The sequence below is a fragment of the Pseudomonas capeferrum genome, from assembly GCF_013523055.1.
Taxonomy (GTDB): Bacteria; Pseudomonadota; Gammaproteobacteria; order Pseudomonadales; family Pseudomonadaceae; genus Aquipseudomonas; species Aquipseudomonas capeferrum_A.
The window spans coordinates 1-20,403 of sequence record NZ_JAAMQM010000017.1 but is presented as its reverse complement, the minus strand read 5'-3'; the positions used below and the strand labels follow the sequence as shown (position 1 = coordinate 20,403).

Annotated in this window: 19 protein-coding genes and 3 pseudogenes; all 22 read left to right on the top strand. The window is 59.0% G+C overall.

The genetic code is table 11. The features are described 5' to 3' along the window. Nucleotides 1–68 precede the first annotated feature (68 nt). The gene (locus G7009_RS19115) at nt 69–476 is read left to right on the top strand and encodes a F0F1 ATP synthase subunit I (protein ID WP_181131657.1); all 408 of its coding nucleotides are present in this window, start codon (nt 69–71) and stop codon (nt 474–476) included. 16 nt (nt 477–492) lie between these two features. Then, the gene (gene atpB, locus G7009_RS19110; RefSeq protein WP_181131656.1) at nt 493–1,362 is read left to right on the top strand and encodes a F0F1 ATP synthase subunit A; all 870 of its coding nucleotides are present in this window, start codon (nt 493–495) and stop codon (nt 1,360–1,362) included. A 142-nt stretch (nt 1,363–1,504) separates the two neighbouring features. Next, on the top strand, nt 1,505–1,762 hold the full coding sequence (gene atpE / locus G7009_RS19105) for a F0F1 ATP synthase subunit C (RefSeq protein WP_003097235.1): 258 nt from the start codon (nt 1,505–1,507) through the stop codon (nt 1,760–1,762). 58 nt (nt 1,763–1,820) lie between these two features. Further along, the gene (locus tag G7009_RS19100; protein WP_181131655.1) at nt 1,821–2,291 is read left to right on the top strand and encodes a F0F1 ATP synthase subunit B; all 471 of its coding nucleotides are present in this window, start codon (nt 1,821–1,823) and stop codon (nt 2,289–2,291) included. A 12-nt stretch (nt 2,292–2,303) separates the two neighbouring features. Then, nucleotides 2,304–2,840 (top strand): F0F1 ATP synthase subunit delta, encoded by a 537-nt coding sequence (locus G7009_RS19095; RefSeq protein WP_181131654.1) that lies wholly within the window; start codon nt 2,304–2,306, stop codon nt 2,838–2,840. 21 nt (nt 2,841–2,861) lie between these two features. After that, on the top strand, nt 2,862–4,406 hold the full coding sequence (atpA, locus tag G7009_RS19090) for a F0F1 ATP synthase subunit alpha (protein WP_181131653.1): 1,545 nt from the start codon (nt 2,862–2,864) through the stop codon (nt 4,404–4,406). Between the two features lie 49 nt (nt 4,407–4,455). Next, complete coding sequence (gene atpG / locus G7009_RS19085; protein ID WP_181131652.1) at nt 4,456–5,316, top strand: F0F1 ATP synthase subunit gamma; 861 nt, start codon at nt 4,456–4,458, stop codon at nt 5,314–5,316. Nucleotides 5,317–5,343: 27 nt separating this feature from the next. Then, nucleotides 5,344–6,720, top strand: a complete 1,377-nt coding sequence (gene atpD, locus G7009_RS19080) for a F0F1 ATP synthase subunit beta (RefSeq protein ID WP_181131651.1) — start codon at nt 5,344–5,346, stop codon at nt 6,718–6,720. 44 nt (nt 6,721–6,764) lie between these two features. Further along, nucleotides 6,765–7,190, top strand: a complete 426-nt coding sequence (locus G7009_RS19075) for a F0F1 ATP synthase subunit epsilon (protein ID WP_181131650.1) — start codon at nt 6,765–6,767, stop codon at nt 7,188–7,190. 114 nt (nt 7,191–7,304) lie between these two features. Then, on the top strand, nt 7,305–8,672 hold the full coding sequence (glmU, locus tag G7009_RS19070) for a bifunctional UDP-N-acetylglucosamine diphosphorylase/glucosamine-1-phosphate N-acetyltransferase GlmU (RefSeq protein ID WP_181131649.1): 1,368 nt from the start codon (nt 7,305–7,307) through the stop codon (nt 8,670–8,672). Between the two features lie 397 nt (nt 8,673–9,069). Further along, a complete protein-coding gene (locus tag G7009_RS19065) occupies nt 9,070–9,837 on the top strand; it encodes a DeoR/GlpR family DNA-binding transcription regulator (protein WP_181131648.1) in 768 nt (255 codons plus the stop codon). Nucleotides 9,838–9,848: 11 nt separating this feature from the next. Then, on the top strand, nt 9,849–11,684 hold the full coding sequence (glmS, locus tag G7009_RS19060) for a glutamine--fructose-6-phosphate transaminase (isomerizing) (RefSeq protein WP_181131647.1): 1,836 nt from the start codon (nt 9,849–9,851) through the stop codon (nt 11,682–11,684). Between the two features lie 73 nt (nt 11,685–11,757). Continuing rightward, nucleotides 11,758–12,164, top strand: a pseudogene (locus tag G7009_RS19055) (RES family NAD+ phosphorylase); the annotation flags it as partial. Nucleotides 12,165–12,376: 212 nt separating this feature from the next. Further along, the gene (locus G7009_RS19050; protein WP_181131778.1) at nt 12,377–12,553 is read left to right on the top strand and encodes a hypothetical protein; all 177 of its coding nucleotides are present in this window, start codon (nt 12,377–12,379) and stop codon (nt 12,551–12,553) included. Continuing rightward, nucleotides 12,547–12,721: pseudogene (locus G7009_RS19045) on the top strand (IS3 family transposase); the annotation flags it as partial. The gene G7009_RS19050 and the pseudogene G7009_RS19045, both read left to right, overlap by 7 nt. A 451-nt stretch (nt 12,722–13,172) precedes the next feature. Beyond that, a complete protein-coding gene (locus G7009_RS19040) occupies nt 13,173–13,859 on the top strand; it encodes a TetR/AcrR family transcriptional regulator (RefSeq protein ID WP_181131646.1) in 687 nt (228 codons plus the stop codon). Nucleotides 13,860–14,631: 772 nt separating this feature from the next. Next, a complete protein-coding gene (locus G7009_RS19035; protein WP_258197991.1) occupies nt 14,632–15,522 on the top strand; it encodes a VOC family protein in 891 nt (296 codons plus the stop codon). After that, nucleotides 15,515–16,339, top strand: coding sequence for an alpha/beta fold hydrolase (locus G7009_RS19030; RefSeq protein ID WP_181131645.1), 825 nt, complete (start codon nt 15,515–15,517; stop codon nt 16,337–16,339). The genes G7009_RS19035 and G7009_RS19030 overlap by 8 nt, the downstream gene beginning before the upstream one ends. Beyond that, nucleotides 16,336–17,877 carry a bifunctional 3-(3-hydroxy-phenyl)propionate/3-hydroxycinnamic acid hydroxylase gene (locus G7009_RS19025; protein WP_181131644.1) on the top strand — a complete coding sequence of 514 codons (1,542 nt, stop codon included), beginning with the start codon at nt 16,336–16,338 and terminating at the stop codon, nt 17,875–17,877. Before G7009_RS19030 ends, G7009_RS19025 begins: the two co-directional genes overlap by 4 nt. 268 nt (nt 17,878–18,145) lie before the next feature. Then, entirely contained in the window at nt 18,146–18,940 is a 795-nt protein-coding gene (gene mhpD, locus G7009_RS19020) for a 2-keto-4-pentenoate hydratase (RefSeq protein ID WP_181131643.1), read from the top strand. A gap of 14 nt (nt 18,941–18,954) precedes the next feature. Next, a complete protein-coding gene (locus G7009_RS19015) occupies nt 18,955–19,884 on the top strand; it encodes an acetaldehyde dehydrogenase (acetylating) (RefSeq protein WP_181131642.1) in 930 nt (309 codons plus the stop codon). After that, nucleotides 19,881–20,403, top strand: a pseudogene (gene mhpE / locus G7009_RS19010) (4-hydroxy-2-oxovalerate aldolase); the annotation flags it as partial. The gene G7009_RS19015 and the pseudogene mhpE, both read left to right, overlap by 4 nt.

Here is a 20,403-nt window from a genome sequence, read left to right as displayed (position 1 = left end):
CATTTTGTCGGCACAAATTATGCCAAGTCGTCGCTGGTTGAAAGGTCGACTTCAGAGGAGCAGTCGTGATGGAAATACGCACGCCAAACCGCCTGCCTTTCCATCGCTGGGAGGTTTTTCCGGTACTGCTGGCTCAATGTATCGTGCTGCTGCTGGCAACTCTGGTGTTGTGGCAGTGGCAAGGGGCGGTAAGTGGATATTCGGGCCTCTGCGGAGGACTGATTGCCTGGCTGCCCAATGTGTATTTCGCCTGGAAGGCCTTTCGCTATAGCGGGGCCAGGGCAGCGCAAGCCATCGTCAAGTCGTTCTACGCAGGCGAGGCTGGCAAATTGATTCTGACGGCAGTGCTTTTCGCACTGACCTTCGCAGGGGTGAAGCCACTGGCGCCGTTGGCAGTATTCGGCGTCTTCCTGTTGACGATATCGGTCAGCTGGTTTGCGCCACTGCTGATGATTAAAAGACATTCGAGACCTTAGGGCGTTTGAGGCAACCATGGCAGCAGAAACCGCTTCGGGCTATATCCAGCACCACTTGCAGAACCTGACCTACGGTCAACTACCAGACGGCAGCTGGGGCTTTGCCCATTCGGCTGCCGAAGCCAAGGCTATGGGCTTCTGGGCTTTCCACCTGGACACCCTGGGCTGGTCTGTTGCGTTGGGTCTGATCTTCCTCTTCATCTTCCGCATGGCGGCAAAGAAGGCCACTTCCGGCCAACCGAGCGGTCTGCAGAACTTCGTCGAGGTGCTGGTCGACTTCGTCCACGGCAGCGTGAAGGACTCCTTCCACGGCCGTAGCCCGGTGATCGCGCCGCTGGCACTGACGATCTTCGTCTGGGTATTCCTGATGAACGCCATCGACCTGATCCCGGTCGACTGGATTCCGCAACTGGCCATCATGATCTCTGGCGATCCGCACATTCCGTTCCGTGCCGTATCGACCACCGACCCGAACGCGACCCTGGGCATGGCCCTGAGCGTGTTTGCCCTGATCATCTTCTACAGCATCAAGGTCAAGGGTCTGGGCGGCTTCATCGGTGAACTGACCCTGCACCCGTTCGGCAGCAAGAACATCTTTGTGCAGATCCTGCTGATTCCGGTCAACTTCCTGCTGGAATTCGTCACCCTGATCGCCAAGCCGATCTCGCTGGCACTGCGTCTGTTCGGCAACATGTATGCCGGCGAACTGGTGTTCATCCTGATCGCGGTGATGTTCGGCGCCGGCATCCTGTGGCTCAGCGGCCTGGGTATCGTGCTGCAATGGGCGTGGGCGGTGTTCCACATCCTGATCATCACCCTGCAAGCTTTCATCTTCATGATGCTCACCATCGTCTACCTGTCGATGGCTCACGAAGATAACCATTAAGACCGCCTGGCGTGTCTGATAGCCTTCCCGCCTGTTCGGGGGAGGGCTTAAAAAGTCCGCAAGGGCAGTTGTACAAAACAGTTCGTTTTACCGCTTCAAACTAAAAAACCTAACCAATACGACGTAAAAGTCGGGAGGAAAGATGGAAACTGTAGTTGGTCTTACCGCTATCGCTGTTGCTCTGCTGATCGGCCTGGGCGCTCTGGGTACCGCCATTGGTTTCGGCCTGCTGGGCGGCAAGTTCCTGGAAGGCGCTGCGCGTCAACCGGAAATGGTTCCGATGCTGCAGGTTAAAATGTTCATCGTTGCCGGTCTGCTCGACGCCGTAACCATGATCGGTGTTGGTATTGCCCTGTTCTTCACCTTCGCGAATCCGTTCGTTGGCCAGATCGCTGGCTAATCACTCGTTACCGACGAGTTGATTAGGGTGATGGACAGAGAACGAGCGAGGTGTTGGCGTGAACATTAATGCAACCCTGATTGGCCAGTCCGTTGCGTTCTTATTCTTCGTGCTTTTCTGCATGAAGTTCGTGTGGCCTCCGGTCATCACGGCTTTGCAGGAACGCCAGAAAAAGATCGCTGAAGGACTGGACGCTGCCAATCGCGCAGCTCGCGACCTGGAGCTGGCCCAAGAGAAAGTGGGTCAGCAACTGCGCGAAGCTAAGACGCAGGCAGCCGAAATCATTGAGCAAGCGAAGAAACGCGGTACCCAGATCGTCGATGAAGCCCGTGAACAGGCCCGCGTCGAAGCTGACCGTGTCAAGGCCCAGGCTCAAGCCGAGATCGAACAGGAGCTCAACAGCGTCAAGGACGCCTTGCGTGCCCAAGTGGGTATGCTGGCTGTCGGCGGTGCTGAAAAGATCCTTGGTGCCACAATCGATCAAAACGCGCATGCGGAGCTGGTTAATAAACTGGCCGCTGAAATTTAAGCGAGGGCGATCATGGCAGAACTGACCACGTTGGCCCGACCTTACGCTAAGGCAGCCTTCGAGCACGCACAGGCCCATCAGCAGCTGGCCAATTGGTCAGCCATGCTCGGCCTGGCTGCTGCGGTGTCCGAAGACGACACCATGCAGCGCCTGCTCAAGGCCCCGCGATTGACGAGCGCAGAAAAGGCCGCCGCTTTCATTGAAGTGTGCGGTGACAAGTTCGATGCACAGGCACAGAATTTCATTCATGTTGCCGCGGAAAACGACCGTCTCCTGCTGTTGCCGGAGATTGCCTCACTGTTCGAGCTGTACAAGGCCGAGCAGGAAAAATCCGTGGACGTGGAAGTCACCAGTGCTTTTGCGTTGAACCAAGAACAGCAAGACAAACTCGCCAAGGTTCTCAGTGCACGGCTCAGCCGGGAAGTGCGCCTGCACGCGTCGGAGGATGCCAGCCTGATCGGCGGCGTCGTCATCCGCGCCGGCGACCTGGTTATCGATGGCTCTGTTCGCGGCAAGATCGCGAAACTGGCCGAAGCATTGAAATCTTGAGTTTGAAGGGGCAGCAGAGCAATGCAGCAACTCAATCCTTCCGAAATTAGTGAAATCATCAAGGGCCGCATCGACAAGCTCGATGTAGCCTCCCAAGCCCGTAACGAAGGTACCGTCGTCAGCGTTTCCGACGGTATCGTGCGGATTCACGGTCTGGCCGACGTCATGTACGGCGAAATGATCGAGTTCCCGGGCGGCGTCTACGGCATGGCCCTGAACCTGGAGCAAGACTCCGTGGGTGCGGTCGTGCTGGGCGCTTACACCACCCTCGCCGAGGGCATGAGCGCCAAGTGCACCGGCCGCATCCTGGAAGTTCCGGTTGGCAAGGAACTGCTGGGTCGCGTCGTCGACGCACTGGGCAACCCGATCGACGGCAAGGGCCCCCTGAACAACACCGAGACCGACGCGGTCGAGAAGGTTGCTCCGGGCGTTATCTGGCGTAAGTCGGTAGACCAGCCTGTACAGACTGGCTACAAGGCCGTCGACGCCATGATCCCGGTCGGCCGTGGCCAGCGCGAGCTGATCATCGGTGACCGTCAGATCGGTAAGACCGCTCTGGCGATCGATGCGATCATCAACCAGAAAGACAGCGGCATCTTCTGCGTATACGTGGCCGTGGGCCAGAAGCAGTCGACCATTGCCAACGTCGTGCGCAAGCTGGAAGAAAACGGTGCCCTGGCCAACACCATCATCGTTGCCGCCAGTGCTTCCGAATCCGCCGCACTGCAGTTCCTGGCGCCTTACGCCGGCTGCACCATGGGCGAGTTCTTCCGCGACCGCGGTGAAGACGCACTGATCGTTTACGATGACCTGTCCAAGCAGGCCGTTGCCTACCGTCAGATCTCCCTGCTGCTGCGCCGTCCACCAGGACGTGAAGCGTATCCAGGCGACGTGTTCTATCTCCACTCCCGTCTGCTGGAGCGTGCATCGCGCGTTTCCGAAGAGTACGTCGAGAAGTTCACCAATGGCGCCGTGACTGGCAAGACCGGTTCCCTGACCGCTCTGCCGATCATCGAAACCCAGGCTGGCGACGTTTCCGCGTTCGTTCCGACCAACGTGATCTCGATCACCGACGGTCAGATCTTCCTGGAATCGGCCATGTTCAACTCGGGCATCCGCCCTGCAGTGAACGCCGGTGTTTCGGTATCCCGCGTAGGTGGTGCCGCTCAGACCAAGATCATCAAGAAGCTTTCCGGTGGTATCCGTACCGCCCTGGCTCAGTATCGTGAACTGGCGGCATTCGCCCAGTTCGCGTCTGACCTGGACGAGGCTACCCGCAAGCAGCTCGAGCACGGTCAGCGTGTCACCGAGCTGATGAAGCAGAAGCAGTATGCTCCTATGTCCATCGCGGACATGGCGCTGTCGCTGTACGCCGCTGAGCGTGGGTTCCTGACCGACGTTGAAATCCCCAAGGTCGGCAGCTTCGAACAAGCGCTGATCGCCTACTTCAACCGCGATCACGCCGCACTCATGGCCAAGATCAACGTGAAAGGTGACTTCAACGACGAAATCGACGCTGGCATGAAAGCCGGTATCGAGAAGTTCAAGGCCACCCAGACCTGGTAAGCCGCAGCGGGGGCTTCTGGCCCCCGCTTGCTAACCTCATAGGTGATACATGGCAGGCGCAAAAGAGATTCGCAGTAAGATTGCGAGCATCAAAAGCACGCAAAAAATTACCAGCGCCATGGAAAAAGTGGCGGTCAGCAAAATGCGCAAGGCTCAAATGCGCATGGCTGCTAGCCGTCCTTACGCGGAGCGTATCCGTCAGGTGATCGGTCATCTAGCCAACGCCAACCCGGAATACCGCCATCCCTTCATGATCGAACGCGAAATCAAGCGTGTCGGTTACGTCGTGGTGAGCAGTGACCGTGGTCTGTGCGGTGGCTTGAACACCAACCTGTTCAAGGCCCTGGTCAAGGACATGAACGCCAACCGCGAACAGGGTATCGAAATCGACCTGTGCGTAGTGGGCAGCAAAGGCGCAGCCTTCTTCCGTAGCTTCGGCGGCAACGTCGTGGCCGCGATCAGCCATTTGGGTGAAGAGCCGTCGATCAACGATCTGATCGGCAGCGTGAAGGTCATGCTGGACGCCTATCTGGACGGCCGTATCGATCGCCTGTCCGTGGTGTCGAACAAGTTCATCAATACCATGACGCAATTGCCTACGGTCGAGCAGTTGGTACCGTTGGTGGCAACCCCGGATCAAGAACTCAAGCACCACTGGGACTACCTCTACGAACCCGACGCCAAGGAGCTGCTGGACGGCCTCATGGTGCGTTACGTGGAGTCGCAGGTCTACCAGGCGGTGGTCGAGAACAATGCGGCCGAACAGGCTGCCCGGATGATCGCCATGAAGAACGCCACAGACAACGCCGGTGACCTGATCAGCGACCTCCAGCTGATCTACAACAAGGCGCGTCAGGCTGCGATCACCCAGGAGATCTCGGAAATCGTCGGCGGCGCTGCCGCGGTTTAACGGTTCAAAAATTCAGAGGATCCAGCTATGAGTAGCGGACGTATCGTTCAAATCATCGGCGCCGTCATCGACGTGGAATTTCCACGTGACGTCGTTCCGAGTGTTTACAACGCGCTGAAAGTTCAAGGCGCGGAAACCACCCTCGAAGTTCAGCAGCAGCTGGGCGACGGCGTGGTTCGTACCATTGCGATGGGCTCCACCGAAGGCCTCAAGCGCGGTCTGGATGTCATCGATACCGGCGCAGCCATTTCCGTGCCGGTCGGTAAAGCGACCCTGGGTCGCATCATGGACGTCCTCGGCAACCCGATCGACGAAGCGGGCCCTATCGGTGAAGAAGAGCGTTGGGGCATTCACCGTGCCGCGCCTTCCTTCGCTGAGCAGGCAGGCGGCAACGATCTGCTGGAAACCGGCATCAAGGTTATCGACCTGGTCTGCCCGTTCGCCAAGGGTGGTAAGGTTGGTCTGTTCGGTGGTGCCGGTGTCGGCAAGACCGTCAACATGATGGAACTGATCCGTAACATCGCCATCGAGCACAGCGGTTATTCCGTGTTCGCCGGTGTGGGTGAGCGTACTCGTGAGGGTAACGACTTCTACCACGAGATGAAGGACTCCAACGTTCTCGACAAGGTAGCCTTGGTCTACGGTCAGATGAACGAGCCACCGGGAAACCGTCTGCGCGTAGCGCTGACCGGCCTGACCATGGCCGAGAAGTTCCGTGACGAAGGTAACGACGTTCTGCTGTTCGTCGACAACATCTATCGTTACACCCTGGCCGGTACCGAAGTATCCGCACTGCTGGGCCGTATGCCTTCGGCAGTAGGCTACCAGCCGACTCTGGCTGAAGAGATGGGTGTTCTGCAGGAGCGTATCACCTCCACCAAGCAGGGCTCGATCACTTCGATCCAGGCCGTCTACGTACCTGCGGACGACCTGACCGACCCGTCGCCGGCGACCACCTTCGCCCACTTGGACGCCACCGTCGTACTGTCCCGTGACATCGCCTCCCTGGGTATCTACCCAGCGGTCGATCCACTGGACTCGACTTCGCGCCAGCTGGACCCGAACGTCATCGGCAACGAGCACTACGAGACCGCCCGTGGCGTTCAGTACGTGCTGCAGCGCTATAAAGAGCTGAAGGACATCATTGCGATCCTCGGTATGGACGAACTGTCCGAAACCGACAAGCAACTGGTATCCCGCGCTCGTAAGATCCAGCGCTTCCTGTCCCAGCCGTTCTTCGTGGCTGAAGTCTTCACGGGTGCCTCGGGTAAATACGTTTCCCTGAAAGACACCATTGCTGGCTTCAAAGGCATCCTCAACGGCGACTACGACCACCTGCCAGAACAAGCGTTCTACATGGTCGGCGGTATCGAAGAAGCGGTCGAGAAAGCCAAGAAACTGTAATCCAGGCGCCCCGAAAGGGGCGCTAATCAGGTTGAGGCAAGCAGATGGCTATGACAGTCCATTGCGATATCGTCAGCGCGGAAGGAGAGATCTTCTCCGGTCTGGTCGAGATGGTGATTGCGCACGGCAACCTGGGTGATCTTGGTATCGCCCCAGGCCACGCCCCGCTGATCACCAATCTCAAGCCGGGTCCGATCACGCTGACCAAGCAGGGTGGCGATCGCGAGGTGTTCTACATCTCCGGTGGTTTCCTTGAAGTGCAGCCGAACATGGTCAAGGTGCTTGCCGATACTGTGCAACGTGCTGCAGACCTGGACGAGGCGTCTGCTCAGGAGGCTGTTCAGGCCGCTGAGAAGGCCCTGCATGAAAAAGGCGCGGATTTCGACTACAGTGCTGCTTCGGCACGCCTGGCCGAGGCCGCAGCCCAGCTGCGTACCGTCCAACAGATCCGCAAGAAGTTCGGCGGCTGATGCCGCCGGTTTCATGTCGATTGAGAAAAAGGGTAGCCATCGGCTACCCTTTTTCTTTTTCAGTCTCCCACATACCGGTCATTCCGCTGACCGCCCAGGATTGGTAGCCAGTCAATGTCACTCGATATCGTTATTCTCGCCGCAGGCCAAGGCACTCGCATGCGTTCCGCGCTACCCAAGGTGCTTCATCCCGTGGCCGGCAACTCGATGCTCGGCCATGTTATCCACAGTGCGCGCAAGCTCCACCCAACGGGTATTCATGTAGTCATCGGCCATGGCGCCGAGCAGGTACGCGATCGTCTGGCCGCCGATGACCTAAACTTCGTCATGCAAGACCAGCAGTTGGGTACTGGCCATGCCGTGGCCCAGGCGCTTCCCGCCATCAGTGCCGAGACCGTCCTGATCCTTTACGGCGATGTGCCGCTGATCGAGGTAGAAACCCTTCAACGCTTGCTGGCCAAGGTCAACGACCAGCAACTGGGACTGTTGACTGTCACTCTTCAGGACCCGACTGGATATGGTCGGATCGTTCGCGATGGGAGTGGCCAGGTTGCCGCCATCGTCGAACACAAGGACGCCAACGAGGTGCAAAAGGCGATCAAGGAAGGCAATACCGGCATCCTCGCCGTCCCTGCGTCGCGTCTAGCGGTATGGTTGGGTCGGTTATCCAACAATAATGCCCAAGGCGAGTATTACCTCACCGACGTGATTGCCATGGCCGTCGCCGATGGGCTGGTAGTGGCCACCGAGCAACCCCAGGATCCGATGGAAGTCCAGGGCGCCAACGACCGTCGGCAGTTGGCGGAACTCGAGCGCCACTACCAGCTTCGAGAGGGGCGTCGTCTGATGGCCCAAGGAGTCACGCTTCGCGATCCGGCACGCTTCGATGTACGTGGTGAAGTCACGGTAGGTCGCGATGTGCTTATCGATGTCAACGTGATTCTCGAAGGTACCGTCGTCATCGAAGATGATGTCCAGATCGGCCCCAACTGCGTCATCAAGAACAGCACCCTGCGCAAGGGCGCGGTGGTCAAGGCCAACAGTCACCTGGAAGGCGCGATCTTGGGCGAAGGCAGCGATGCCGGTCCGTTTGCCCGCTTGCGTCCGGGCAGTGTGCTCGAAGCCCGGGCCCATGTGGGTAACTTCGTCGAGCTGAAAAATGCGCATCTGGGAGAGGGCGCCAAGGCCGGCCACTTGAGTTACCTGGGCGATGCCGAGATCGGCGCCCGCACCAACATCGGCGCTGGCACCATCACCTGCAACTATGACGGGGCCAACAAATTCAGGACCGTGATGGGGGAAGACGTCTTCATCGGTTCGAACAATTCGCTGGTCGCGCCTGTGGATATCTCGTCTGGAGCTACAACGGCAGCAGGCTCGACCATTACGCAATCGGTAGAGGCGGGCCAGTTGGCAGTGGCGCGTGCGCGTCAGCGCAACATCGATGGATGGAAGCGTCCGGAAAAAATCAAGAAAAGCTGATCGAGCGATGTAAAAACAAAAGCCGACTTATGTGGATAAGTCGGCTTTTTTGTTTCTCCAGTCAGGGTTTGGCGGTGGCTAAGCCTTGGCGCGGGCTGGCCTGCCCACCCATGGAACAAATCCCGCAAGCGCAGCGCATATTTTGTGGGAGCGGGCTTGCCCGCGAACACCGGCGAAGCCGGTGCCATACACCGCAGTGCCTGCTTCGCGGGCAAGCCCACTCCCACAAAATATGCGCCGCGCTTGCGGGCTTGTTCTGTGCCGGCAACGCAGCCCTGCGCGAGCACGCTCGTTGCCGGAGCAGATATCCACAGGGACCACAAACTCGGACTTGACGAAATTCCGTTCATAGGTTTTGATTGCAAGCATTATCTTTCGAATCGAAACTTAGTACGCCATGTCGAAACGTAACACTCCTCAGCGACGTCACAATATCCTGGCTCTGCTCAACGAGCAGGGCGAAGTGAGCGTCGACATGCTGGCCAAGCGTTTCGAGACGTCCGAGGTCACCATACGCAAGGACCTAGCCGCTCTCGAAGCCAACGGGTTGCTGCTGCGTCGCTACGGTGGAGCCGTCACCATGCCCCAGGAATTGCTCAGCGAGGCGGTACAGCCTATTTCAGTCTACAAACAGGCTATTGCCAAGGCGGCGGTAGGACGTATCCGTGAGCATGCCCGAATCATCATCGACAGCGGCAGCACTACCGCCGCGATGATCCCGGAACTGGGTCGTCAGCCCGGGCTGGTAGTCATGACCAACTCCCTGAACGTGGCTCGCGCCATTACCGAGCTGGAGCACGAACCTGTACTGCTCATGACGGGCGGCACCTGGGATCCGCATTCGGAATCCTTCCAGGGTCAAGTGGCCGAGCAGGTGTTGCGCTCGTACGATTTCGACCAGCTGTTCATCGGTGCCGATGGCATCGACCTCGAACGCGGTACCACCACTTTCAACGAACTGCTCGGTCTCAGTCGCGTCATGGCCGATGTGGCCCGGGAAGTAATCGTCATGGTCGAGTCCGACAAGGTTGGCCGCAAGATCCCCAATCTCGAGCTGCCTTGGAGCAGCGTGAACACCCTCATTACAGACGATCGCCTGTCCGCCGAGGCACGCGACCAGATCAAAGCCCGCGGCATCAACCTGATGTGCGCCGCCCTCAGCTAGGAGCAAGACATATGTGTGGAATCGTCGGTGCCGTTGCCGAGCGCAATATCACAACCATCCTGATCGAAGGCCTCAAGCGCCTGGAATACCGCGGCTATGACAGTGCCGGCCTGGCCGTCTATACCCAGCAGGGTCAGCTGGAGCGTCGTCGTCGCATTGGCAAGGTGAGCGAGCTCGAAACCGCCGTCACTGCCGAACCACTGGTCGGCAACCTGGGTATCGCTCATACCCGCTGGGCCACCCATGGCGCGCCGACCGAGCACAATGCTCACCCGCACTTTTCCGGACAGGATCTGGCAGTAGTGCACAACGGCATCATCGAGAACCACGAAAGCCTGCGCGAGGACCTGAAAGGGCTTGGCTATGCCTTCACTTCGCAGACCGATACCGAAGTCATCGTCCACCTGATCAATCATATCTTGAAGACCGTGCCCGACCTGGGCGATGCCCTCAAGGCAGCGGTCAAGCAACTGCATGGCGCCTATGGCCTGGCGGTCATCAGCGCGGCGCAGCCTGATCGTCTGCTGGCTGCCCGGAGTGGCAGCCCCCTGGTGATCGGCCTGGGTCATGGCGAGAACTTCCTGGCTTCCGACCAACTGGCGCTGCGCCAGGTTACCGACCGCTTCATGTACCTGGAGGAGGGTGACATTGCCGAGATCCTTCGCGACCAGGTGACGATCTGGGATCAAGATGGCCAGTTGGCGCAACGTGAGGCCGTGCAGTATCACGAGGGCGCCGAAGCCGCCGACAAAGGCACCTATCGCCACTTCATGCTCAAGGAAATCCATGAGCAGCCCGCCGTGGTGCAACGCACCCTGGAAGGCCGTCTGACGAATGATCACGTCATGGTCCAGGCCTTCGGCCCACAAGCAGCCGAACTGTTCGCCAAGGTGCGCAATGTGCAGATCGTCGCCTGTGGCACCAGCTACCATGCCGGCATGGTTGCCCGTTACTGGCTCGAGAGCTTGGCCGGTATCCCTTGTCAGGTGGAAGTGGCCAGCGAGTTCCGTTACCGCAAGGTCGTCGTGCAGCCGGACACCCTGTTCGTCTCGATCTCCCAGTCGGGCGAGACCGCCGATACCCTGGCAGCGCTGCGCAATGCCAAGGAGCTTGGCTTCCTCGGCAGCCTGGCCATCTGCAACGTCGGCATCAGCTCCCTGGTGCGCGAGTCCGACCTGACCCTGCTGACTCTGGCGGGTCCGGAAATCGGAGTTGCCTCCACCAAGGCCTTTACCACCCAGCTCGTCTCCCTGATGTTGCTGACCCTGGCCCTGGGCCGTGTGCGCGGCACCCTTGAAGCCGGTGTCGAAGCCGAATTGGTCGAAGAGCTACGTCGCCTGCCGTCGCGTCTGGGCGAAGCCCTGGCCATGGACAGCACCATCGAGAAGACCGCCGAGCTGTTCGCCGACAAGCATCACACCCTGTTCCTGGGACGCGGCGCGCAGTTCCCGGTCGCCATGGAAGGGGCGCTCAAGCTCAAGGAGATCTCCTACATCCATGCCGAAGCGTACCCGGCGGGCGAGCTCAAGCATGGTCCGCTGGCGCTGGTAGACAGCGACATGCCGGTGGTGACCGTGGCCCCGAACAACGAACTGCTGGAGAAGCTCAAGTCCAACTTGCAGGAAGTTCGCGCCCGTGGCGGTGAGTTGGTGGTCTTCGCCGACGAGCATGCCGGCTTGACCAATGGAGAGGGTACCCATGTGATCAAGGTGCCGCACATCATCGATGCGCTGGCGCCGATCCTGTACACCATTCCGTTGCAGCTGCTTTCGTACTACGTCGCCGTGCTCAAAGGCACCGACGTCGACCAGCCGCGTAACCTGGCCAAGTCGGTGACGGTGGAGTAAGCGGGTCGGTTTTAGCGTTCTTTAGGGGCTAGGTCGTAGGAGAAGCGTGGTGTTCGCGCCCTTAGAATTGACGGGACACCATGCAATGGGTGGTCGGTGGAACCCACCGGGGCGTAACGTCGTGTACGCATCGGCTGATCCATCGTCCGCCATCCTCGAGGTCGCGGTGCAGCCGGCTTCGACGCACTGGGCACGGTGCCGCATGTCCTCACCTGTTTCGAAGTGCTCGACCCGAAGCTGATCCACGTTGTACAGCCCGAGGACGTGCCGAACCCGGTTTGGTTGACGAGCGCATTGGCCTCTCCCAACCAGCAGAAGTTTGCAGACGCCTTGCTGGCCAAGCATCCCTTTGTGCTGATCCCGTCTGCCGTCTCTCGCCATTCTTGGAACCTGCTGGTCAGCTGCAATCTCGCCGAGGACAAGTACCGGCTGATCAGCCAAGAGCGCTTCGGCCTGGACACGCGGCTAATCAAGTCCTGACTATACCGAACGGGAAACCCTGACCAGAGGCTTTCCGCCTCAATTCCGGCTGTAGGAAATGGAAATTTGTCGCTACTGCCCAAGCCTCGCCTTTAGCGGGGCCGAGGCCGTAGGAGAGGCGCAACTTTCGAGCCCGCAAGAAGAAGGAAATGCAGAATGTCGCAGATGACAGACCCGCTTGTTGGGCTGGTTAGCTATCAAGAGGCTTTCGGATGGGCGCAGCCATCTTCCCCGTGTTCCAAGCAGCCACAGCTTGTGTTCTGCACGATGATGCCGAGGGTACGCCACGACTGACGTATGCGTTGATCGAAAATGGCATCGTCAAAGCGACGGCCGTTTACGTGAATGTTGATCCGATCAATGGAGTTCCATGTTTTGGGCTGGGGTAACGCCTCAGAGCAAAGCCCTGACGCCCGAGCAGTAGAAAATCCAGGAGCTGCGAGCCCGGATCGCTCGTCTTGAGCAGGAGAATCCATTTTAAACAAGGCTACCGCGCTCTTGATGTCGGAAGAGTACGAGCGCACATGCTGATTGATTTGCAAAACCCTCGTCGGTCCTAATTGCGGCCTGCCAATTGCCAGGCTCGTCGAAAGAACCGGTCCGGTGGTTGAGAAACCGCTGGTCACCGCTTGGCCACATAGGCTTATCATGGATTCAAAAGCGCTCTACCAGTATGGTTGTCGCCAGGTTTATGCCGTCAGTTCATCGTCAGGGTTTCACGAAGATCGAAGGCATGAATGAAGCGCTTTGTCGAGCCAAAGAGAATCTTTCTGACCATCATCTGGAGGTCGGTACGAGTGTTCGGGATCGGCCTTCGAGGTGATGTCGAGGTAGCCGGTTGAAGATGCAGATGGTCACAATTGTCATACCCGCGACCAGCGAGGCCTTGTATCCCTCCGAAGCTGACTTCGATCTGAGAGCTCGAGTAGCACTGGTGCCTGAAGGAGGCCATGAGCGATATTGTGGTCAGCTGGCTAAGACGATTATTAGATTCAAGGGGATAAACCGATGAGCAATGCGGAGCATTCGTCGGAAAAAAAAAGTAAGGTCGTAAAAAAACGCTCAACCACACGCCAACGGGCCGAAGCGAATCCGGAAAAGATTCTTGATGTAACGATGGGTCTGATGGCCGAATTCGGCTATGCCGGTACCAGTATGTCGATGATCAGGGAGCGTAGCGGCTATCCCACAACCTCAATTTACTGGCACTTTGGAAGTAAGGAAAAACTACTGCTGGCGGCTCTCGAGCATAGTGCCTTACAGGTGATTGACAGTAACCTGGCACGCAGAAGCGCGAGGACTAATGATGCGGATCTGATAGAAAGCCAGGCGCGCAGTGATGCCGAGTTCCTTGAAAAACCTCCCGCGTTCATGAGACTTATTTTCCTCATTGGCTTAGAGCGTCGTAGCTCGGATCCCGAGGTGACCAGCGTCATTGCTCGTATTCGCAAGCACAGCCGTGACATCTTGGCGGAGCAGATTCTCCACGTTATCCGCCCAGCAGGTCAGATTCTGCCTCGTGACCTCGCCGAGGAGCTGTCACAGGTGTGGATGGCATTCGGGGATGGCATTTTCGTTGCCTCGCAATTGGATCCGGGATCGGTGGATGTGGTCAATTGCTGTCGCCAGCAGCTCTGCGCAATGCAGGCCCTGGCAGAGAAGCGCCTTGAAGAACGCAAGCCTTTAGGAGGCTAATTATTCAGCGCCCCGGGCGACATCGGACGTGCAGAAAAGAACCAAGCCTAGGTGCCAGCCGGACAATGCGCCTGGGAAGTGGCTTTGGTGGCGCACCAACCCGGGTCTTTTCTGAGCTAGCGAGAACGTCGCCCTGCCAACTCCCCCTCTCTGAAACAATCCTCACTGCTCTTAGGCAACGATTCACCCATCGCCCGAGAGCACCGTTCTAGACGTTGTTAGATGGAAAAGCAGTCATGGCCCAACGACCGGCCGTCCGGCTCTAGCCACAAAAATCTTGCCGGGGGCTTGATCAAGGCAGGCGCTTTCACTTAGCTTATGTAGCGAACGACACATACATTGATATGTCGATGTGTGATGTCGTCTGCTCTGCCGGGGCCAGGCAAAAGCCAAGCCTCCAAGGCCTGAGCGAGACCAATAAAAACAAATAGAGGTTTATTCGATGAATGATCTCAGCCTTAAAGCTGCTGCAGCATCCATCCCCGATCGCACCGGCGACCCGACCAAGTCAATCCCGCTCACCTTCAGCACCCAAATGGCGTGTGAACCATCGTTGAGAATGCTGCTTGGGCTAGCAACTAATCGTCGCTAAGCCAAGGGCAAGGGTGGGCAACAGCTGGGACTTCAGCGTCGACGGTTATCCACCGATAAGCGACGAACCACTCCCAAGTGTTACGCGACGTCCCAAACGGGACGGTCTTCGCGATCCAGACGCTCATTCCTCCCCAAGCCCATAGCCAAGCGTCAACTCACATTCATGCACGGAGAACATATGTCCATTTCTGCATTGGGCTACGTCGTCGTCGAAGCTGCTGACCTAGAGGCCTGGGCCGAATACGGCCGCAAGATCCTCGGCGCCGAGGTCAACGAAAGTGAAGGTGCGCTGGAAATGCGCGTCGACGAGCGCGCCTGGCGTTTGCGCGTTGAGCAGGGTCCGCTGGACGACCTCAAGGCTATTGGCTTTGAAACTTCGACGCCGGTCGCCTTTGCCGATGTATTGGCGTCCCTGGATGCGCAAGATGTCCCGTATACGAAGGATATAGCGCTGGCCAAGGCGCGCGGCGTCGTTGAGCTGGCCACTTTCGTGGATCCCGCCGGAGTGACGATCGAGGTGTTCTATGGAGCGACTCAGTTGTTCCAGAAGCCGTTCGTGTCGCCCGCTGGTGTACTGGGTTTCGTCACTGGCGATCAGGGTCTTGGTCACATAGTAATCGCAGTGAGGGACGATGCCGAGTATCAAGCGTTCTGGGCCAGTCTGGGTTTCAAACTCAGCGATTACATCGAGTTCATGCCTGCGCCTGGCATGCGCGCAAAAGTGACTTTTATGCACTGCAATGCGCGCCATCACTCCCTTGCATTTGCGGCGGTTCCCCACCCCAAAAGAATCATCCATCTCATGCTGCAGACCCAGAGCCTGGACGATGTCGGACTCGCCCTCGACCGCGTGAAGAAGAACGGCGTTCCGCTGGCATGGGACCTCGGTCGCCATACGAATGACCACATGACTTCGTTCTACATGCTGTCACCGTCGAAGTGGGAGTTCGAGTACGGCTGGGGGGCGCGCGAGATCAACGATGCGACCTGGACTGTGGAGCGCCACGACTCGATGAGCATCTGGGGCCACGAACTGAAGATCAAACCGGAGGATCGCACACATGGCTAAGGGCAGTTTCGCCACGATCAATGGCGTCAAGGTTCACTACCATGATGAGGGTCAAGGCCCAGCTCTGGTACTTCTCCAAGGTTCCGGTCCCGGAGCAACCGGATGGTCGAATTACAGCCGCAATATCACCCACTTCGCTGCGACCCATCGCGTCATCTGCCCTGACCTGCCGGGGTTCGGCAAGTCGGATATGAAGCCGACGGATGCCCCCATTCCAGGTTGGTGGGCTGGAGTCATCATTGGACTCCTCGACGCGCTTGGCATCGACAAAGCGGATTTTGTGGGCAACTCGATGGGCGGAATGGTCACCCTGAAGATTGCTCTGGAGAAGCCGGAGCGCATCAACCGCATGGTCCTGATGGGCCCAGGCGGGGGGGCGCCGGTCAGCTCGGTGTTCCCGACGGAGGGAATCAAGAACCTGGTCGGTTTCTACGACGGTCCTGGGCCGTCCTTAGATCGCCTCAAAAGCTTCACGAGCCAGATGGTGTTTAACCCGGCAGCGCTCACTGACGATCTGTTAAAGGAGCGCTTTGAGGCTGCGATGGACCCACGGATCGTCGCTCAGCCGCCGATGCGTCCGGGTCCTGGAGGCATGCCCGAAGAGCTGTGGCGAGATGCTCGACTGACGCGGCTACCGCACCAGACGCTGATCATTTGGGGGCGCGAAGATCGTGTGATGCCTCTGGACGCCGGTTTCACGTTGATGAAGCAGATTCCCCATGCTCGTTTTCTGGTGATGCCGCAATGCGGTCACTGGGTGCAATGGGAACACGCCGACGAGTTCAATCGCATTGTTGAAGGATTTCTTGCCCCATGAGTAACAAGACTCAGTTCGACGCAGACATCGCCATTATTGGTTACGGCCCAGGCGGTGTCGCTGCTGCCAACGTTCTTGGCAAGCTTGGGGTGAAGACCGTCGCCATCGAGCGCAACAAGGACATCTATTCCAGGGCCCGTGCGGTAACGGTAAATGACTGGACCATGCGCATTTTCCAGGGCATGGGCCTGGCCGCGAGAATGAAGGAAGTCATGGACGTGACCCACTCACTGCGCTGGGTGGACTACGAAGGTCGTGAGCTGACTTCGATGCCTTTCCCTTCCAGCGAATTCGGTCACCCTACCTCCTATGCGATCTATCAGCCCGAGATGGAGAGAATTCTCCGCGACGGCGCGCAACGCTATGAGAGCGTGAGCGTCAAGTATGGGTACGAGACGATTTCGCTCGACCAGGACGGTGAAGGTGTAACCGTCAGCGTCAAGAATCTGGATACTGGCGATGTCGAAACTGTTCGAGCTCGTTACGCATTGGCCTGTGATGGTGGCGCAAGCCAGATCCGGGAGCAGTTGGGCATCAAACTGATCGGTGACACCTTGCCGGTTCGCTGGGTGGTTATCGACTGCCGCGTCAAACGGTGGTGGCCGAACCGCCATATGCTGACGTTCTGGTCGGACAAGAAGCGGCCTGTGGTCGATATTGCACTGTCGATGGGCAACCATCGCTGGGAGTTTCCGCTCAATCCCGGTGAGACAGATGCCGACTTCCAAACCCACGAACAACTTTGGAAGTTGCTCAATTTGCTCGGTGTAACCGAAAACGAAGTGGAGATCCACCAGCAGGCCTTTTATAACCACCACGTGCGCTTTGCCGAACGCTGGCGTGAAGGCCGCGTCATCCTCTGCGGCGACGCTGCGCACCTGATGCCGCCGTGGGCTGGGTCGGGGATGCAGTCTTGCATTCGCGATACCCAAAACGTTTGCCTGAAGTTGGCCGAAGTGCTGCGTGGGCGGTTGCCTGAATCCATTCTGGACACCTACGAGACCGAGCGCGCGCCGGATGTGGATCGCTATACGCAGCTTTCGGTCGGCATGGGCATGATCATCAAGCGAGAACTGTCCGACGAACAGATTGCGGCAATGATGGAGGCCGAACGCACGTCTGGCGATCTGCCGGCAGTGCTGCGTCCACCTCATTATCAACTGGGATGGCTGCAAAAAGGTGAAGGGAGTAAGGACGTGGTTGGCAAGCTGCTGCCGCAGCCGCGAGCAGCCAACTGCAGAGGGAAATTCAGCCTGCTCGATGATCTTGCCGGAGATGGCATCGTTTTCCTGGGCGCCAACATCGATCCCGCCAGCAAGCTCAATGCCTCTCAGAAAGCCGCATGGGAAGAGCTGGGAGCACGGTTTATCGCGTTGCGCTCGGTCGATCAGCACGCGCAGACCGATAGCGACTTGATCGACATTGACGGTGAGCTGATTGCCTGGCTCGACAAGCATGGGGTCGATGTCGTCGCTGTACGCCCGGACAAAATCGTCTTGGCTGCAAGCGGTAACCTGGATGTACCTGCTTTGGGCTGACAAGTCGGATCGTACCAGTCCAGAGGGCTTAGTAGTCAGAGACGACTGTGAAGCCTCCTGCTGACGACCTTTATTCAAATGAAACGCGGACTGTTCTTCGTGACTAGTCCTGGGGCTGCTCGTGTCCGGGTTTTCGACACTAGCCATACAGGCATCACGAGGACGGCCCTAAAAAACCATGTGGAGGTCCAGCGGTGAGTCGGCAACTTAGTTACGCCGAGACGTCGCCGGCAACTGGGCTTCCATCAGCACTGAACAGAGGTGCCCCATGACCATCAGCCAAGAGACTCTCGAACGCCTGGCCGCGGACCTTCGTCGCGCGGAACAGCAGGGCGAGACCATTGCTCCCTTGCGTGATTCCCTGGGCGCGGAGAACGGCGAGGCCGCCTACGCCATCCAGCGCCTCAATGTCGCCCACGCCCTGGCCAACGGCCGGCGCCTGGTCGGCCGCAAAGTCGGCCTGACCAACCCCAAGGTGCAGGCCCAGTTGGGCGTGGACCAGCCGGATTTCGGCTGCCTGTTCGCCGACATGGCCTATGGCGATAACGAAACTGTGCCCTTCAGCCGAGTGCTGCAACCGAGGATCGAGGCGGAGATCGCCTTGGTACTGGAGCGCGACCTGCCCAGCGCCGACACCACTTTCGCCGATCTCATCAATGCCACCAACTGGGTCCTCCCGGCACTGGAGGTCGTCGGTAGCCGCGTGCAGGGCTGGAACATCCGCTTTGCCGACACCGTAGCCGACAACGCCTCCAGCGGTTGCTTCGTGCTCGGCGGCCCGGCCCGCCGTATCGACGGCCTGGACTTGCGCGGCGCGGCCATGCGCATGACCCGCAATGGCGAGGAAGCGTCCGCCGGCAGCGGCGCCGAATGCTTCGGCCATCCGCTGAATGCGGCGGTCTGGCTGGCCCGCACCATGGCCCGCCTGGGCGAGCCGCTCAAGGCCGGCGACATCGTCCTCACCGGTGCCCTCGGGCCGATGGTGGCGGTGGCCGCCGGTGACCGTTTCGACGCCGAGATCGACGGCCTGGGCCGCGTCGGCGTGACCTTCAGCGGCGAATGAGCAGAGAGAAAACCATGAGTAAACGCAAAGTCGCCATCATCGGTTCCGGCAACATCGGTACCGATTTGATGATCAAAATCCTGCGCAACGCGCAGCACCTGGAAATGGCCGTCATGGTCGGTATCGACCCGGCCTCCGACGGTCTGGCCCGTGCCTCACGAATGGGCGTCGCCACCACCCACGAAGGCGTCGAGGGCCTGTCCCGCCTGCCGATCTTCCACGAGATCGACTTCGTCTTCGATGCAACCAGCGCTGGCGCTCACGTGAAGAACGACGCCTTCCTGCGCGGTCACAAGCCCAATCTTCGCTTGATCGACCTGACCCCGGCCGCAATCGGTCCGTATTGCGTGCCGGTGGTCAACCTGGAGCAGCACCTGCAAGCGCTGAACGTGAACATGGTGACCTGCGGCGGGCAGGCGACCATTCCGATGGTGGCCGCTGTTGCCCGGGTGGCCAAAGTCCACTACGCGGAAATCATCGCTTCCATCGCCTCGAAATCCGCCGGCCCAGGCACACGCGCCAATATCGATGAGTTCACCGAGACCACCAGCAAGGCCATTGAGGTGATCGGCGGCGCCGCGAAGGGCAAGGCGATCATCATCATGAACCCGGCGGAGCCGCCGCTGATCATGCGTGACACCGTGTACGTACTCAGCGAGTCTGTAGACAAAGCCAGGGTCGAGGCGAGCGTGGAAGAAATGGCCGCCGCCGTGCAGGCCTATGTGCCGGGTTACCGCTTGAAGCAGAAGGTGCAGTTCGACGATGTCACCGACCTGAACATCCCCGGCCACGGTAAGTTCTCGGGCTTGAAAACCTCGGTGTTCCTTGAAGTCGAAGGCGCCGCTCACTACCTGCCGGCCTACGCCGGCAATCTCGACATCATGACCTCCGCCGCGCTGGCCACCGCCGAGCGCATGGCGCAAGCAATGGGGGCTTCGGCATGAGCCAGAAACTCTACATCTCCGACGTGACCCTACGCGATGGCATGCACGCCATCCGCCACCAGTATTCGCTGGATGACGTGCGCGCCATCGCCACGGCACTGGATCGAGCCAAGGTCGACTCCATCGAAGTCGCCCACGGCGATGGCCTGCAGGGCTCCAGTTTCAACTACGGTTTCGGTGCCCATACCGACCTCGAATGGATCGAAGCAGCCGCCGACGCGGTCAACCACGCCAAGATCGCCACGCTGCTGCTGCCAGGGATCGGCACCATCCACGACCTGAAAGCCGCCTACACCGCCGGCGCGCGTGTCGTGCGCGTGGCCACCCATTGCACCGAGGCGGACGTGTCGAAGCAGCACATCGAATACGCCCGCGAGCTGGGCATGGACACCGTGGGCTTCCTGATGATGAGCCATATGCAAACGCCCGAAGGGCTCGCGCAACAGGCGAAGCTGATGGAAAGCTACGGCGCCACCTGCATCTATGTGGTGGACTCGGGCGGGGCGATGAACATGGATG

What these genes read in the sequence shown, in the direction of transcription:
- G7009_RS19115 (WP_181131657.1), top strand. Translation starts at nt 69, where the DNA reads ATGGAAATACGCACGCCAAACCGCCTGCCTTTCCATCGCTGGGAGGTT.
- atpB (WP_181131656.1), top strand. Translation starts at nt 493, where the DNA reads ATGGCAGCAGAAACCGCTTCGGGCTATATCCAGCACCACTTGCAGAAC.
- atpE (WP_003097235.1), top strand. Translation starts at nt 1,505, where the DNA reads ATGGAAACTGTAGTTGGTCTTACCGCTATCGCTGTTGCTCTGCTGATC.
- G7009_RS19095 (WP_181131654.1), top strand. Translation starts at nt 2,304, where the DNA reads ATGGCAGAACTGACCACGTTGGCCCGACCTTACGCTAAGGCAGCCTTC.
- atpA (WP_181131653.1), top strand. Translation starts at nt 2,862, where the DNA reads ATGCAGCAACTCAATCCTTCCGAAATTAGTGAAATCATCAAGGGCCGC.
- atpG (WP_181131652.1), top strand. Translation starts at nt 4,456, where the DNA reads ATGGCAGGCGCAAAAGAGATTCGCAGTAAGATTGCGAGCATCAAAAGC.
- atpD (WP_181131651.1), top strand. Translation starts at nt 5,344, where the DNA reads ATGAGTAGCGGACGTATCGTTCAAATCATCGGCGCCGTCATCGACGTG.
- G7009_RS19075 (WP_181131650.1), top strand. Translation starts at nt 6,765, where the DNA reads ATGGCTATGACAGTCCATTGCGATATCGTCAGCGCGGAAGGAGAGATC.
- glmU (WP_181131649.1), top strand. Translation starts at nt 7,305, where the DNA reads ATGTCACTCGATATCGTTATTCTCGCCGCAGGCCAAGGCACTCGCATG.
- G7009_RS19065 (WP_181131648.1), top strand. Translation starts at nt 9,070, where the DNA reads ATGTCGAAACGTAACACTCCTCAGCGACGTCACAATATCCTGGCTCTG.
- glmS (WP_181131647.1), top strand. Translation starts at nt 9,849, where the DNA reads ATGTGTGGAATCGTCGGTGCCGTTGCCGAGCGCAATATCACAACCATC.
- G7009_RS19050 (WP_181131778.1), top strand. Translation starts at nt 12,377, where the DNA reads ATGGGCGCAGCCATCTTCCCCGTGTTCCAAGCAGCCACAGCTTGTGTT.
- G7009_RS19040 (WP_181131646.1), top strand. Translation starts at nt 13,173, where the DNA reads ATGAGCAATGCGGAGCATTCGTCGGAAAAAAAAAGTAAGGTCGTAAAA.
- G7009_RS19035 (WP_258197991.1), top strand. Translation starts at nt 14,632, where the DNA reads ATGTCCATTTCTGCATTGGGCTACGTCGTCGTCGAAGCTGCTGACCTA.
- G7009_RS19030 (WP_181131645.1), top strand. Translation starts at nt 15,515, where the DNA reads ATGGCTAAGGGCAGTTTCGCCACGATCAATGGCGTCAAGGTTCACTAC.
- G7009_RS19025 (WP_181131644.1), top strand. Translation starts at nt 16,336, where the DNA reads ATGAGTAACAAGACTCAGTTCGACGCAGACATCGCCATTATTGGTTAC.
- mhpD (WP_181131643.1), top strand. Translation starts at nt 18,146, where the DNA reads ATGACCATCAGCCAAGAGACTCTCGAACGCCTGGCCGCGGACCTTCGT.
- G7009_RS19015 (WP_181131642.1), top strand. Translation starts at nt 18,955, where the DNA reads ATGAGTAAACGCAAAGTCGCCATCATCGGTTCCGGCAACATCGGTACC.